The organism is Nostoc flagelliforme FACHB-838 (assembly GCF_014698065.1).
Taxonomy (GTDB): domain Bacteria; phylum Cyanobacteriota; class Cyanobacteriia; order Cyanobacteriales; family Nostocaceae; genus Nostoc; species Nostoc flagelliforme_B.
This window is the reverse complement of sequence record NZ_JACJSI010000012.1, coordinates 110342-125880: the sequence shown is the minus strand read 5'-3', so window position 1 is coordinate 125880 and position 15539 is coordinate 110342. Positions and strand designations below refer to the sequence as shown.

Annotated in this window: 11 protein-coding genes; 1 reads left to right on the top strand and 10 read right to left on the bottom strand. The window is 43.6% G+C overall.

Going from position 1 to position 15539, the window contains the following annotated elements:
* Nucleotides 1–247 precede the first annotated feature (247 nt).
* The 8 genes from H6G97_RS09305 to H6G97_RS09270 form a co-directional block, all read right to left on the bottom strand.
* Nucleotides 248–682, bottom strand: coding sequence for a KH domain-containing protein (locus tag H6G97_RS09305; RefSeq protein ID WP_190940337.1), 435 nt, complete (start codon nt 680–682; stop codon nt 248–250).
* A complete protein-coding gene (gene rpsP, locus H6G97_RS09300) occupies nt 645–905 on the bottom strand; it encodes a 30S ribosomal protein S16 (RefSeq protein ID WP_179067741.1) in 261 nt (86 codons plus the stop codon). The genes H6G97_RS09305 and rpsP overlap by 38 nt, the downstream gene beginning before the upstream one ends.
* A 134-nt stretch (nt 906–1039) precedes the next feature.
* Nucleotides 1040–2503: a signal recognition particle protein gene (gene ffh / locus H6G97_RS09295; protein WP_190940336.1), complete on the bottom strand. Its 1464-nt coding sequence runs from the start codon at nt 2501–2503 to the stop codon at nt 1040–1042.
* A 487-nt stretch (nt 2504–2990) separates the two neighbouring features.
* On the bottom strand, nt 2991–3227 hold the full coding sequence (gene rpmB / locus H6G97_RS09290) for a 50S ribosomal protein L28 (RefSeq protein ID WP_190940335.1): 237 nt from the start codon (nt 3225–3227) through the stop codon (nt 2991–2993).
* Nucleotides 3228–3391: 164 nt separating this feature from the next.
* A complete protein-coding gene (htpG, locus tag H6G97_RS09285; RefSeq protein WP_190940334.1) occupies nt 3392–5380 on the bottom strand; it encodes a molecular chaperone HtpG in 1989 nt (662 codons plus the stop codon).
* A gap of 225 nt (nt 5381–5605) precedes the next feature.
* Nucleotides 5606–6265 carry a class I SAM-dependent methyltransferase gene (locus tag H6G97_RS09280; protein ID WP_190940333.1) on the bottom strand — a complete coding sequence of 220 codons (660 nt, stop codon included), beginning with the start codon at nt 6263–6265 and terminating at the stop codon, nt 5606–5608.
* 323 nt (nt 6266–6588) lie between these two features.
* Nucleotides 6589–7599 (bottom strand): CobW family GTP-binding protein, encoded by a 1011-nt coding sequence (locus H6G97_RS09275; protein ID WP_190940332.1) that lies wholly within the window; start codon nt 7597–7599, stop codon nt 6589–6591.
* A gap of 340 nt (nt 7600–7939) precedes the next feature.
* Nucleotides 7940–9190 (bottom strand): FAD-dependent oxidoreductase, encoded by a 1251-nt coding sequence (locus tag H6G97_RS09270; protein WP_190940331.1) that lies wholly within the window; start codon nt 9188–9190, stop codon nt 7940–7942.
* Nucleotides 9191–9507: 317 nt separating this feature from the next.
* Here H6G97_RS09270 and H6G97_RS09265 point away from each other — a divergent pair, with 317 nt between their 5' ends.
* A complete protein-coding gene (locus H6G97_RS09265; protein ID WP_190940330.1) occupies nt 9508–10719 on the top strand; it encodes an RNA-guided endonuclease TnpB family protein in 1212 nt (403 codons plus the stop codon).
* Between the two features lie 14 nt (nt 10720–10733).
* On the opposite strand, the gene hemB is transcribed toward H6G97_RS09265, so the two are convergent.
* Nucleotides 10734–11762 (bottom strand): porphobilinogen synthase, encoded by a 1029-nt coding sequence (gene hemB, locus H6G97_RS09260; protein ID WP_190940329.1) that lies wholly within the window; start codon nt 11760–11762, stop codon nt 10734–10736.
* A gap of 163 nt (nt 11763–11925) precedes the next feature.
* Nucleotides 11926–15453, bottom strand: coding sequence for a methionine synthase (gene metH / locus H6G97_RS09255; RefSeq protein ID WP_190940328.1), 3528 nt, complete (start codon nt 15451–15453; stop codon nt 11926–11928).
* Nucleotides 15454–15539 lie beyond the last annotated feature (86 nt).

The window sequence follows — 15539 nt, the reverse complement described above, 5'->3', positions numbered from 1 at the left end:
AAAGTTTAGACGTATTATTTCTTGTGTTACATATCTCGAAACAAACACTTTTACTTTTGGGCATAAATAAATTTAGTTACTCTCTAACCCTTGTGGCAGAGTAATCCCAGTTTCTTTCTCCCTGCCCCCTGCCTCTTCGGTGAATAGTCCAAAAAAAGATCCAAAAATCTTTTTGCTACTTTCCATTTTTACAAAAATTCTGAGCGGAGTTAACAACAACCGCTCAGACTTGCTCTCTAGTTTCAACCTAGCGGAGGCGCGGTTTAACAATGGGTTTAGGCCCATCATTTGCACGCGGTTCTCTCTTAGTCGGCGGTGGCGATCGCTCTTCTGTGTCTTCATCAAAAGACATACCCTCGCGGCCTGGAGTGGTGCTGCCGTAGATATCCAGGTATGCTGATTGCCCAGCTGCGGCTGCGGCTGCGGCAATTACTGTACGAATCGCCTGAATATTGCGTCCCCCTCGACCAAACACTTTTCCTTTATCTGTGCTTTCAAAAGCGATGCGAACCCAAACCCGATTAAGGGCCTGAGAAATTTCACAATCGACGCTTAATGTCTCTGGAGATTCCAAAAACGGATGCACTAAAAACCGAACTAGCCCAGCATAGTTAGGGCTAGCTGTTGGGAGTTTTGTTCCGAAATTATGATGCGGCTGTTGCACTGACCTGTTCAAAAACATTAGCTTTTACTAGAATGCGACGGACGGTGTCAGTGGGTTGAGCGCCTTGTTGTAGTCGCTTGACGATACCGGGAACGTCTAGTCGCACTTCATCAGTTCTAGGGTTATAAAAACCCAATTCTTCTAGGGGACGGCCATCACGGCGAGCGAGGTTGTTAATGGCGATAATGCGGTAACTTGCTTCCCGTTTTTTACCGAATCGCTTCAAGCGCAGTTTGATCATGGTTGAAGAATCGTTCTCCTGATTGGTTAAGTATGCCGAAATGCTAATTTTAGCACTCGTCTAGCATTTGGTGCTATTAGTCATTGGTCATTAGTCATTAGTCATTAGCAAATTACCAATGCTCCTCCCAATAATTAAAGATTGCCAAAGCCTTTTTTCTTTTTATCTTTGGGTTTTTTCTTTTTCGTGCCTGGCGCACCATCATAACCCCGCCATCCTGGGGCAGGGGGACGATTGCCAGCACCTGCGAAGGCGTTGCCCATACCGCCACCGCCAAACATTCCTGGCATTCCAGGGAAGCCGCCTTGACCCATTTGCTGCATGAGCGATCGCATTTTTTGGAAATCACCCACCAGTTTGCTGACATCTGACTCCCTGTAGCCTGAGCCAGCAGCAATCCGCCGCCGCCGACTGGGAGAACTGGCTAATAAATCCGGGTCATGGCGTTCTTGGCGAGTCATGGAGTTAATCATCGCCTCACAGCGTTTCAGTTGGGTTTCTCCCTGCTTGAGTTGATCGTCTGAAAGCTTGTTCATCCCTGGAATCATCTTGATCAAGCCTCCCAGAGAACCCATGTTCTTCAGCATCCGCAGCTGCTTGAGAAAGTCAGTAAAGTCAAACTTTGCTGACAGAATTTTCTCCTGCATTTTCTCAGCATCGGCTAAGTCAAACTCTTCTTGGGCTTTTTCTACCAGAGTCAGCACATCGCCCATTCCCAAAATCCGCGATGCCATGCGATCGGGATAAAACGGTTGTAGTGCCTCGACTTTCTCACCTACACCCACAAACTTAATCGGCGCTCCCGAAATCTTTCGCACCGAAAGCGCTGCACCACCACGGCTATCACCATCCATTTTGGTGAGAATTGCCCCAGTAATTCCGATCTGCTCGTGGAAGGTGCGGGTAAGATTAGCTGCCTCTTGACCAGTCATCGCGTCCACTACCAACAGAGTTTCATGGGGTTGGACAGTTGCTTTGATGCGGGCTAATTCCGCCATCATGTCTTCGTCAATTTGCAGGCGTCCAGCAGTATCAATAATTACTGTGTTAACACCTTCTGCTCTGGCGCGTTCTACACCCTGTCGGGCAATTTCTACGGGATCTGCGTCGCTTCCTAGTTCAAATACTGGTACGTCAATTTGCTTACCCAACGTTAGCAACTGGTCGATCGCGGCTGGGCGATATACGTCTGTCGCCACCAACAAACAGCTACGCTCTAATTTTCTCAGATGTAAGGCTAACTTAGCCGTAGCTGTGGTTTTACCAGTACCTTGCAACCCAGCCATGAGAATAATAGTAGGCTGTTCCTGGGCTTCTGCGATGGGAACATTCTCTTCTCCCATCACCTGTACCAGTTCATCGTGAACAATTTTGATGAACTGTTGATCAGGTCGCACGCCGGCAACCACCTCGGCTCCCTGTGCTTTGGTTTCGACTTCGCTAATAAAATCTTTGACTACCTGGAGATTAACATCTGCCTCCAACAAGGCGCGGCGCACTTCGCGCAATGCATCTTGAATGTTGGATTGAGAAATTTTGTCCTGTCCCCGCAGTTTTTTCCAGGCGGATTCTAAACGGTCAGATAATGCATCAAACATAATGTAATTACAGGTAGTTCGCCGATGGGAAATTCTAAACCGCCGATGAATGCGTTGGCGTAGCCCGTCGCAGGCATCGTGAATTTCCGCTAAATTTTAAATGTGCTATCTACCAGCTTAGTATTTTTCACCCCGACTGTAGCAACCAGATACCTACCTTTATTTAATTGGCAAGTGGAATGGTTTCTTAAAAGAGGGTTATTCAACTCTTATTGGTACTTTATTTCTACACAAGTTTCTTAATTAAACTTTTTTGTAGAGCAACAACAACTTGAGCGCAGTTTTAGTTGATGGAAAATCTTGATTAATTGCGTAACTTCTCCAAATCAAAGCGGATTGCTATATTTCTCTCTTGCTGCCAACAGAATTCAAAATATAGAAAGCCTGCTTGCTACTCAAGATGTAGGGTAGCACAGCTAGCTGTGCTACCCTATGAATCACCTATATTCCACCCTACAAAAGTTTCGGGTTATGAAATCCACATTACTTAGTAATGATTTAGGTTAATACCAGCTTCTTTTGCCATTGCTTCTAACCCATTAATTTGTAAGGTTTTGATTGCTTTGGTTGATAGCTTTAATCTCACCCAACGATTTCCGCCTTCCCACCAAACCCGCTTGTCTTGCAGATTAGCGTGCTGAAGGCGTTTAGTACGGCGGTGAGAGTGGGAAACAGCAAAAGCGTTATTTGCTTTTTTACCAGTTAGTTCACAGCGACGGGACATAGCAACTATCTCCAGATTGTTATTTTAATACAGCCTTTCCATTTTAGGTCTTAGGCAACAGAAGTGGGGAGATGAGGGAGCAGAGGGAACAAGGGAAGATAAGGGAGAAGAGTTTTCTCCCCTGCCCCTCTGTCTCTTTTCAATGCCCAATGCCCCACTCATCACTATTTACTTGCTTGTTCTGTCAACTTGGTAAGTACCTCATTTGATCGCTCGACGAAAGATTTCATTCCCTCAGCGTCAAATCCCTTCTGAGACATCAGCGCTAAATCGTAGACGTGTTGGCAAATCAAGTTTACTAACTGATCTGTAGGCGATTCACCATCACCTTGAATGATAATACCTTGGTTCAGATTTGCCAGATTTTGAATCAATGGGTGAGCAGTATTCACTAGCAAGATGTGATCTTCGGGAAACTCTGCTGACTGCTGCTGCATCATGGCGTTCATTTCCCGCATACGGCGGAGAATCTCTGGTAAAAGCACGATCGCAGGTGGTGTACCTTGAGGATCGTCTGATTTCAACGCTTCAGTACGGATGTTGAGTCTGGGTTTGTTGAGGGATTTCTCAAATAACTCTTTAATAGTCTCACTCCGGGTTTTGTTCGTCTTAGGATCAACAATTTCCTTATCTTTATCTTGTTCTAGCAGGGTATTATCTAAATCTGAGTCTACTCGCGTAAACTTGACATCCTGATATTCCCGTTCTAGAAAGTTGATAAAGTGGGTGTCGATGAAGGAGTCCATAAACAGGACTTCCAAGCCTTGATTTTTGTGCAGTTCTATGTATGTTGCTTGGGTTGCTTCATCAGTGCTGTAGAAAACCCGGTTTTCGTTGCGTTCTTTGTTGCGTTCTAGATACTCTTTCAGCGTAGTATAGGGAGCGCTGGGTGTTGAGTTCTCAGAAGTGGGTGAGGGAGTCACATCTTGCCAAGCATCCCCATCTGAAGATTGGACTTCAACCACTGGAGTTTCAGCAGCAACTTTTTCTGTCAGCTTGGTGGTGGTGCGGAAGACGATGATATCTTCGATTTGTTTTTTGAATTTCTCGTCGTTGAGAACGCCGAATTTTACAAAAGTACCAAGATCCTTCCACGCGCTAATGTATTGTTCACGATTATCGCGGAAAAGTTCTTTGAGGCGATCGCCTACTTTTTTGGCAATATAATCACCAATTCGCTTCACGGTGCGATCGCCTTGCAAAGCACTGCGCGATACGTTTAGGGGAATATCGGTACTATCAATCACACCCCGCATCGGCATCAGAAATTGCGGGATAATTTCTTCGCAGTTGTCACTAACAAAAACTTGATTGCAAAATAGCTTGATCTGCCCTTTGGTAACATCTACATCTGGTCGCATTTTCGGGAAATACAAAATCCCGTTGATGATAAAGGGATAGTCTGTATTTAGATGTACCCATAACAAAGGTTCTTCCTGAAAAGGATACAGGTAGCGGTAAAACTCTAAATAATCTTCTTGAGTAAGATTACTCGGAGACTCTCGCCACGGTGCTTTTTGCTTATTTATTACTTCACCGTCCAGTTTAATCGGGACTGGCAAAAAGTCGCAGTATGTCTTGACAAGATTCTTTATTCGTGCTGATTCAAGAAATTCCTCCTCTTCTCCTTGCAGGCTGAGAATAATACTAGTACCGCGAGTTGTCCGAGAAGATTCTTCGAGAGTGAAAGCTGGAGAACCATCACAAGACCAGTGAACCGCCTGCGCTCCTTCCTGGTAGGATAAGGTATCAATTTCTACCTTTTGTGCCACCATGAAGGAAGAGTAGAAACCAAGACCGAAGTGGCCGATTATCGGTTGATCTGATTTGCCTTCATACTTGTGAATAAATTCTTCAGCACTAGAGAAAGCAACTTGATTGATATATTTCTTAACTTCATCTGCGGTCATCCCGATACCGTTATCGGAGATGGATAGAGTTTTCTTATCTTTGTCAATGGCAATTTCAATTTCTGGTCCGCCCATATCTCCAGCATAATCTCCAGCGCGGGATACCATTTTCAGCTTTTGAATAGCATCTACAGCGTTGGATACCAGTTCCCGTAAGAAGATTTGATGATCTGAGTAAAGCGACTTCTTGATGATTGGAAAAATATTCTCAGTATGAATACTGATAGTACCTTGTTCTAGCATAATTGGTAATTTTCGATTTCGTATCTGAAATGATGATAGTGGCTAATACAGCCTCACCCTCTGTTTTCCAGGATAAACCCGGAGAGCACAGAAGGGCATGATACCAATTAGGATTTTAAAAGCATAGCTTAGGCGATCGCACCTTTTTTGAGCGTTGTTTGCCCCCATTTTATGATTCGGATTTCCCTACTCCCAACCCCCGATTTTCAACGCAGGTATATTAGTCTAGTTGAGGCTGCTGTCTAAGTATTTGCTAGAATTCTTTTCTAACACCAAAAAATAATGGTATGGATAAGTGGGATCGATAAATTCTTGCTTAACAGTTAACCCAGCTTTGGCAACAGAGTTTAAAATCCGCGTTTTCGGATATCCTTTTAAACCCATTTCCCAGCAGTGTTCGTCACACACTGGCTTTGTACTCCAGAATTTTGGCATATTGAGTAGTAAATGCCTTGGTCTGCCGGAGAAAGAGGTTTTCACCTGAAACGAGAGGTATTGGGTGCAATAGGGAATGGAAATCACCAAAAATTTCTTGGTTGCAATGGCAAGTTTTTTCAATGCTTCTTCTGACTGTTCGTAGGGGAAGTGTTCTAATACTTGAAACAGGACAATCGCATCAAATTTATCTTTCGGTAAGGAAAAATCTGTAGTTAAATCCAAAATTATTTCTGGCTTGAGGTTGGGGTCAACATCAGCAGTAGAGACGTTGTATCCATTATTTTTTAATAGGTCTGTTAACAGAGAATTAAAAATCCCAATTTCCAGAACGTTTTTTACTTGATTACCTAGTGAAAAAATTAAACGCAACTGGTGATGGTAGCTGATGAGGCGATTTTTGGATAAATATTCTGAATTTCTAATATCTAAGGAGGTGATGAGTTGCATAAATAATGTCTGCCTAAGCTGATGGACTGACAAACTATGATGGGTATACAACTACAGGATTCCCGGAAAAATCGTGAAATTAACAGCATCTTGACCGGACAATTACAAGTCCACGCCAGTTGCTACTTCCTTCGCGTAGCATCTTTTAGAGAAGGGGATATCTGCGTCTAGCTTGCTTCCCCGTTTGCGGAGCGTCCCGTAGGGAATGGGTACAAGTATCTAACTCAATGCCAGTCTGACTTTTCACTCTTATCTGGAAAATCTCACTTTCATTCCTTAGCCTAACTACTAACCAAGTTTAGTGATTAATTAATACTGATTGTTTATGCCAAACATTCATTAAGTCGTGAATAAATTTGGCTAATATCCAACTTTCTGCCAATAAAAACGGCTTGATTTTTAGGTGGAGTCTGCCATTCATCAGCGTGTAAACTATAGCGAGGGCCACTCAGTTGAAAAATATGGCGTAAGTCACTATCGCTAAACCACAAAATACCCTTAGCCCGAAATACATCCTGTGGCATTTCTTCGGTGAGAAAATTCTCAAATTTATGGACATCAAACGGTCTATCAGTCTGGAAGGAAATCGAAACAAATCCATCATTTTCTAAATGATGTGAATGATGTTCGTGATGATGGTGTTCATGCTCGTGAGTATCTTCTGCATTCTTGGCAGTATACTCATCTATTGGAGTTAGACCGACATCTAAAATTAATGGTAATGCCACCTCCCCGTATTTGGTGTGCAAAATTTTCGCACCATTTTTTATATCATGGATGAAATTTTCTACATTTTCTAGCTTTTCTGGGGTAACGAGGTCTATTTTATTCAGAAGAATAATATCTCCATAAGTAATCTGTTTTAAAGGAGCTTCACTATGGAAGTGTTCTTGATTAAACGCCTCAGCATCTACCACTGTGAGAATAGAGTCGAGGTTTGTTAAATCCCTTAATTCTGTACCTAAAAAAGTTAAGATAATTGGCAGTGGGTCAGCAACACCAGTCGTTTCAATAACTAGGTAATCAATGCGGTCTTCTCGTTCTAAAACTCGGTAAACTGCATCAACTAAATTATCGTTGATAGTACAACAAATACAGCCATTAGTCAGTTCGACCATATCTTGGTCTACAGAAATTAGCAATTGGCTGTCTATGTTAATATCACCAAACTCATTCACTAGTACGGCAACTTTTAAATCTTCTTTGTTTTTGAGAATTTGATTTAACAGTGTAGTTTTACCACTACCTAAAAATCCTGTGATAATAGTAACAGGCATTCCTTGTTTAGGAATATCAAGGTTTAGATTTGACGTTGGTGCAGTTAGTTGAGTCATAATCAATTAAAACTTCCCTAAGTTTCAAATTTTTAGTAATCATTAGTAATTGCTAATAGTTAGTTAGAAAAATTCCACTAACTATTTTTAATCTTCTCATCTGAATCGGGTGGAGGTGGAACCCGCGCCAGAATACCTTTTTGTAAAACTTCGCCATCAATAACGAGAATCGTTATCATAGTAGCCTAAAAAAAGCTTGATGGTGCAACCTGGATGAAGAAAAGATAGAAGTGTTTAACTTTAGGTACGTTATTCGAGGGTTGCGATGGAATTCATTAACTCAAGAAGCGGCGCTGCTGATTAAGGAAAATTCTTACACTTTCCATTTTTGTGTCTTTGGTTAGCCTGCTCGTACTCTGCTAAACGTGTGGGAAAAAGCTACACTTGGCTTGATAATTGCTGGGACGATTTTATCACAAGCCATTCTCGCACCTGATAAATTTCGTGCTGTTGGCCCTACTTGTAAAGCGGCTAAACCACCCATGATAAATAATTCACAACCAGGCCAACGCAGACAAGTATCTAAAACTGGTAAGCCTTTAACAATCTTGATGGGGTAAGTCTCCAAAATATCTTTTAATAAGGGTTCTGTGGTGACATCGAATTTGGTTCCGGTGGAAAGCCAAATGTAATCACACTCATGCTGACTACCATCACTACATTCCATGTGCCAATTTTCACTTAACCACTCGGCTTTCACTACTTGACAGTTCTCGTTAATTCTGATGTTACCACTACGGGCTTGTCGTCGTAATTGGGTAGCGATCGCAGGTGTCATAGAGCCACCATTTCTAGCTTGCTGAATCATCATTACCCGTTGTTCCCAATCAGATTCAGCAAAAAAATCTTTCAAATACTTCGGCCCCAACCAACCTGGTTCCGCATCGAACAACTTTTCTGCTAACTGCCGCCGAATCATCAAATGCACCTTTGCACCGCGTGAAATAGCACCTACTGCTAAATGTCCACTCGTCAAGCCACCACCCACAATCAATACTCTTTTACCCATCAACTGCAATTTTCGTAAATTAATAGTTTTTGAGTGGCAAAGTCTATCTTGTGGGTAGGCTGTCTGAATCTGGTTCACCCAATCAGGTATTTGAATTTGAGCGCTACTAGTTGCCAACACTACCCGCCGCGCCGTAACTTCTTGTCCGTCTTGCAAGCCGAGGCAAAAGCGAGGACGTGAATGATGAGTTAAGGGTTGAATACTCTTAACTCTCAAGGGGATAACTTGTTCTTGCAACTGCCAAACTCGAATCACATCTTGGCAAAAATCTTCAAATAATTCTGCTCCTGGTAAATCATAGGGAGGAAATAACTCATCAGGGCGAGATTGAGCAAATTTCCTTAAAGCAAAATGGTTTGGGTCGGGATGGTGGACGGCAGGGGAGCGTAAATGAGGGATTTCCAAAGCTTTAAATTGGTCTTCCCATTGACTCATCCACCTGCCACTGGGGTCAAATACCAAGAATTTACCCCTGATTCTTTGCCGTTTTTGCAGCAGATGGGTAGTCAACGTTAAAGCATGAGGCCCAGCACCAATAATCGCCAGGTCAATTGTTGCGGGAATAGTTGTCGTAAATTGCATTGCTGGAGAGACAATCGGGCTTTTTTGATAATAGTTATCATTCTATCTGAGGAATATCAGTCCAGCAAGGTGATTCTGAGAATAGGGGATTGGGTATCAAAAGAGGCAGAGGGGCAGGGGGAAAATTCTTCTCCCTTGCTCCCTGCTCCCTGCTCCCTGCTCCCTTGCTTCTTCCCCATTCCCCAATTACGAGTCGTGATGCGTAAAGCCCCCGTGTTTCTAACCGGGGGATATAAGCAAATGTGCCAAATTTATTTGGCTGGGACTTTTACAAAGCGTAGGCATGGTTTATAATATGACCGGAGTGTGAAAAATAAGTGTTTAATCTAACATACGAATTTAAGTTAAAGCCAACCCATGCACAAGCTCAGATATTTGAAGAGTGGTTAGAAATTAATCGTCGTGTCTACAACTATGCTTTAGCTGAACGTAAGGATTGGTATTTGTCGCGTAGTTGTCGGATTAACGCTTGTTCGCTCAAACATGAATATATTATTCCTGCTGAGACTCCTCGTCCAACCTACGCCAGCCAGTGCAAAGCGTTAACTGCTGCCAAAAAAGACTTTCCTGAACTCAAAAAAGTACAGTCTCAGGTTTTGCAGCAAACTCTAAAGCGGCTTGAGATAGCATTTGTGGCAATGTGGGAGAGAAACCACGGATTCCCCCGATTCAAAAAATTTGGAAGGATGCGGTCTTTTGTGTTCCCACAAATACAGTCTCAGAAGTTGAATCCGGGAATGGTGAATTTGCCTGTAATTGGTTTGGTTAAATTCCGTCAATCACGAGCAATACCTGATGGTGGTGTAGTTAAACTTGCGCGTATAGTGAAACGTGTTTCTGGTTGGTATGTGATGTTGATAGTCCAATGGGATGTTAACTTACCCCAACCCCTGCCGCATGGAGAAGCAGTAGGAATAGATGTAGGGCTAACTAGTTTTGTTGCAACTTCCAATGGTCTTTTAGTCAAACGTCCAAGGTTTTTTGTTGATGCTGAACGCAAGCTTAAATTACTGCAACAGCGTGTTAGTAGAAAACCATTAGGCTCAAATAATTGGAAAAAGGCACAAAAGAAAGTTGCTTCGTTGCATGAGTACGTTGCTAATTGTCGTAAGGATTGGCACAGAAAGCTGTCTCATCAGATTTGTGATCGTGCAGGAATGGTGTTTGTTGAAGATTTAAATTTAATTGGCTTGTCTGGTGGAATGCTAGGTAAGCATTGCCTTGATGCAGGGTTTGGTCAATTCTTCAGCATTCTTGAACAAACTTGTTTCAAGCGTGATGTCTATTTTCAGAAAGTAGATGCACGAAAAACCAGTCAGACTTGCCCTAACTGTAGAGTCGAGACAGGTAAAAAAAAACTTTCAGAACGTACTCATATTTGTTCAAATTGCGGCTATACAACTCATAGAGACATTGCAGCCGCTCAAGTAGTTCTCCAAAGGGGGCTTGCAGCCGTAGGGCATACGGTCAAGATGCTTGCTGAGGGTAAATTCATTGGAATCCCTTTGAAGCAAGAATCCCCGAATTAGAAATTCGGGGAGTGTCAAATCAACATCAGAGCTACTTGTTTGGCAAAATAAGTCAAAATCAAGTCAGCGCCAGCCCGTTTCATACTGGTTAAGGATTCCAAAATTACTTGTTTTTCGTCAATCCAACCCATCTGGGCTGCGGCTTTAATCATCGCGTACTCGCCACTGACGTTGTAGGCTGCAACTGGTAAATTTGTAGCTTCTTTTACCTGACAGATGATGTCTAAATAAGCTAGGGCAGGCTTTACCATGATGATATCTGCACCTTCGGCAATATCCAGTTCAATCTCTTTTAAAGCTTCTCTGGCGTTAGCTGCGTCCATTTGATAGGTCTTTTTGTCACCAAATTTCGGCGCAGAATCCAAAGCATCACGAAAGGGGCCATAGTAAGCGGAGGCGTATTTTGCAGAGTACGCTAGAATCCCGACGTTAATATAACCTTCTGTATCTAAAGCTTTGCGAATCGCGCCGACTCTACCATCCATCATGTCGGAGGGTGCAACGAAATCTGCCCCAGCGGCGGCTTGAGAGAGTGCCATTTTGATTAGCACTTCTACAGTCGGGTCATTTAGGATAGTCCCTTTTTCATCAACTAAACCATCGTGACCATGAGTTGTAAAAGGGTCAAGGGCAACATCGGCAATGACTACAATTTCTGGGATTGCCTGTTTAATGGCTTTGACGGTTTGCTGTACTAATCCCTCTGGGTTGTAACTTTGAGTGGCTGTGTCGTCTTTTTTATTTTCGGGGATAACGGGGAATAATGCGTAGTTTACCGCCGTAGGCATCGCATTAATTCCTAACTCAAACACTTCTGCTATTTCTTTGAGCAATAAATCTAAAGAATATCGATAACATCCTGGCATGGAGGCGATTTCTACTTTTTGTGCTTCGCCTTCGGTGACAAACATGGGATAGATGAGGTCATCCACAGTCAGAGTGTTTTCCCGCACCATCCGCCGCAGGGTTGCAGTGCGACGTAAACGACGAGGGCGTTGAAACGGGTTCAACGGCTTGTAGGTAGTTGAAGAAGCAGGCAACATAGAATTTTTTGGTTAAAATGATAATCATTATTGTAAAGCTTCATAGGTATGTCTGAGAAATACCGAGCCTTATGAAGATATTAGAAACCCCCCTTTTTTAAGGGGGGTTCTTCAGAGGCAAAATATCACTAACGCCAAGCGTATTGGGATAAGGGGTAGGATTCTACGCGCTAAAGTATTTTGCTACCGGGTGATAGGTAATAATCGCAGTGGTAGACTGTTCTGGATAAAGTTGTTCACTTTCATCCATATACAAATTAATCCTGTCAGTCTGCAATAACTCGAGTTGCTTATACTGGTCTTGGATATTCGGGCAAGCTGGATATCCAAAACTATATCGTGAGCCACGATAGCGTTGTGCTAATATATCCCGAATGTTGTCGGGTTCTTCAGCAGTAAAGCCTAACTCTCGGCGTATTCTGGCGTGTGTCCACTCAGCCACAGCTTCCGCTACCTGCACCGCCATACCGTGGAAATACAGGTAATCGGTGTATTGATTGGCAGCAAACAGCTTTTGGGCGAACTCTGTTGCAATCTCCCCTACAGTCACCGCCTGCATTGGGAAGACATCAATAATTCCTGATTCCTTCGGTGCAAAGAAATCTGCGATGCACAGCCGTCTTAAAGACTTCTGTCTGGGAAACTCGAAAGTTGTAACTTGCTGTGATTGGTTCTCTGAATCATATATATGTAGAGAATTTCCCTCGGCTTGACAAGGGAAATATCCGTAAATCACCTGGGGATGCAACAGATTTTCCTCAAGAATTCGCTGCTTCCAAGTTTCTAAAATTGGGTACACTTTCTCAGCTAAGAAAGCCTGATATTCTTCCTTAGATTGTTCCTTTGGCTTGCGGAATTGCCATTGTCCAGCAACCAAAGCTTGTAAATCCAAGTGCCAGAATATTTCTTCGATGGGAATATCACTAGGCTGCAATAACTTCGTTCCCCAGAAAGGCGGTGTAGGACGTTCAATATCTACAGCCACAGCTTCGGAACGTCTCGTATCTACTACTTTTGGTTCAGCAGATGTTTCTTCAGCAGTTGTAGCTTTTGATTCTTTGTGACCATTTGTCGAAACTCCAGCCGTTTCGATTTCGTTCAAAAATCCCTGCAAATCTTCCCATTTACCAGTAGCCTTTGCTGGCATTAATTTATCCATGAAGTGCAAGTCCGAAAAGGCATCTTTGCCATAAACAACCTTACCTTTATAGGTATTTTGGCAATCTTCATAGACAAACTTGGGAGTCAACGCCGCACCACCTAATATCACGGGGACACTAATTCCCTTTTCGTTGAATACCTCCAAGTTCTCTTTCATGAAGGCGGTGGATTTTACCAGCAAACCACTCATGGCAATACAATCAGCTTTGTGCTGTTCGTAAGCGTTGATGATGTTTTCCACTGGCTGCTTAATTCCCAGGTTAATCACCTTGTAGCCATTGTTGGACAAGATGATATCTACCAAGTTTTTACCAATGTCGTGGACATCGCCTTTAACTGTGGCAATGATAAAGGTTCCCTTGGCATTGTTGCCTGATTCTGATTTTTCCATGAACGGTTCTAGAAACGCCACCGCCGCTTTCATGGTTTCCGCAGATTGCAAGACAAAGGGTAACTGCATTTGTCCAGAACCGAATAGTTCCCCGACAACTTTCATGCCATCTAGCAGGAAGGTGTTGATAATTTCCAAGGGGGGATGTTCTTCTAAGGCTTTTTTCAGATGTTCTTCTAAGCCAATGCGTTCGCCGTCGATGATGTGGCGTTTGAGACGTTCTGCGATGGGGAGACTTTCATCTAAGGAGCGATCGCGCTTAGTTGTCACCCCGGCAAACGCTGTGGTAAGCTCTCCCAAGGGATCGTAAACGCAAACATTACCCTCAAATTTCCGCTCATCATAAATCAACTGCCGACAGATTTCTTGATGGCGTTCGTCAATCTTCGAGAGCGGTAAAATTTTGTTAGCACTGACAATGGCTGCATCCATTCCCGCCGTCGTCGCCTCGTGCAAAAACACCGAGTTTAGCACCATCCGCGAGGCTGGATTCAAACCAAAGGAAATATTAGAAACACCCAAAATCACATGACATCCAGGCAATTCTTGACGAATCCGCCGGATAGATTCAATTGTGGCTTTACCGTTTTCTCGGTCTTCTTCAATCCCGGTGGAAATGGGTAACGCTAGGGTATCAAAGAATATTTCTGTGGGTGGTATGCCATATTCTACAGCTTGACGGTATGCGCGTTGAGCGATCGCAAACTTTTTCTCGGCTGTCCGCGCCATTCCATCTTCATCGATAGTACCAATGACTACACCAGCACCGTATTTTTTCGCTAACTCCAGCACTTTCAAAAAGCGCGATTCCCCATCTTCGTAGTTGGTGGAATTAAGCAAACATTTACCACCGGCAACCTTTAAACCCGCCTCCATTTTTTCCCATTCGGTGGAGTCAAGCATTAAAGGCAATGTCACATTATTAACAATGCGCGAAACTAATTCGTGCATATCACGCACGCCATCGCGTCCCACATAATCCACGTTGACATCGAGGATGTGTGCGCCTTCTTTTACTTGCGCCCTCGCCATTGAAACGAGTCCATCCCAATCTTCTGCATTTAGCAAATCGCGGCACTTCTTGGAACCACTGGCGTTGAGACGTTCGCCAACAATCAAGAAGGAATTATCTTGGTCATAAGGCTGAGTGGTGTAAATTGATGCTGCTGCTGGTTCTAAGCTAGGATGTCTAACTTTTGGTTTCAGACCTTTAGCAAGTTCTGCCAATTGTTGAATGTGTTCTGGACGTGTCCCACAGCAACCCCCGATCACTTGGACACCCAAATCTTCAACAAAATGCATCAATGACATACGTAATTCTAACGGTGTCAGGCGGTAGTGCGCTTGACCGCCGACGTTCTCAGGTAAACCCGCATTGGGAATACAGGAAACGATGAAAGGTGAATGTTCTGCCAGATACTTGATATGTGGTTTCATCAAGTCTGGGCCTGTGGCGCAGTTTAGACCGAGAATATCAATTGGGTAAGGTTCTAAAATTGTCAGCACAGCGCTGATTTCGGAACCAACCAACATTGTGCCCATGCTTTCCATTGTCACAGACACCATCAACGGACGGCGATCGCCTTTTTTGGCAAACACTTCTTCAATGGCATTCAGCGCCGCTTTAATTTGCAGCACATCTTGGCAAGTTTCCACTAGAAATAAATCGACACCACCATCCCACAGCGCCTCTGCTTGTTCGGCAAAGGTAGCTTTCATGGTGTCAAAGTCAATATGTCCCAAAGTTGGGAGTTTCGTTGTAGGGCCAATGGAACCTGCCACAAACCGGGGTTTTTCTGGTGTGGAAAATTCCGCCGCCACACGCTTCGCCAATTCTGCGGCTGTCTTGCTGAGGTAATAAGCTTGGTCTGCCAAGTCATATTCTGCCAGCACAAGGGACGTACTGCCAAAGGTATCGGTTTCAATGACATCTGCACCAGCAGCGAGAAAGTCACGGTGAACCTTAGCGACAGCTTCGGGTTTCGTGTGAACTAAGTATTCGTTACAACCTTCATATTGTGGGCCGCCGAAATCTTCAGCAGTCAGGTTTTGGGTTTGTAAGTTGGTTCCCATCGCCCCATCGAAAACGAGGACTGGGCTATCTGGACTACGCAGGCGTTCAAGGAAAGGATGAGTCATATTTTCCTAGAAGAAATGAGGATATTAAGTGAGTCATGTGATACTCGACTTACTTTATTATTTTCCAAGATTGTGATATTTTCGGC

What these genes read in the sequence shown, in the direction of transcription:
- H6G97_RS09305 (WP_190940337.1), bottom strand. Translation starts at nt 682, where the DNA reads ATGTTTTTGAACAGGTCAGTGCAACAGCCGCATCATAATTTCGGAACA.
- rpsP (WP_179067741.1), bottom strand. Translation starts at nt 905, where the DNA reads ATGATCAAACTGCGCTTGAAGCGATTCGGTAAAAAACGGGAAGCAAGT.
- ffh (WP_190940336.1), bottom strand. Translation starts at nt 2,503, where the DNA reads ATGTTTGATGCATTATCTGACCGTTTAGAATCCGCCTGGAAAAAACTG.
- rpmB (WP_190940335.1), bottom strand. Translation starts at nt 3,227, where the DNA reads ATGTCCCGTCGCTGTGAACTAACTGGTAAAAAAGCAAATAACGCTTTT.
- htpG (WP_190940334.1), bottom strand. Translation starts at nt 5,380, where the DNA reads ATGCTAGAACAAGGTACTATCAGTATTCATACTGAGAATATTTTTCCA.
- H6G97_RS09280 (WP_190940333.1), bottom strand. Translation starts at nt 6,265, where the DNA reads ATGCAACTCATCACCTCCTTAGATATTAGAAATTCAGAATATTTATCC.
- H6G97_RS09275 (WP_190940332.1), bottom strand. Translation starts at nt 7,599, where the DNA reads ATGACTCAACTAACTGCACCAACGTCAAATCTAAACCTTGATATTCCT.
- H6G97_RS09270 (WP_190940331.1), bottom strand. Translation starts at nt 9,190, where the DNA reads ATGCAATTTACGACAACTATTCCCGCAACAATTGACCTGGCGATTATT.
- hemB (WP_190940329.1), bottom strand. Translation starts at nt 11,762, where the DNA reads ATGTTGCCTGCTTCTTCAACTACCTACAAGCCGTTGAACCCGTTTCAA.
- metH (WP_190940328.1), bottom strand. Translation starts at nt 15,453, where the DNA reads ATGACTCATCCTTTCCTTGAACGCCTGCGTAGTCCAGATAGCCCAGTC.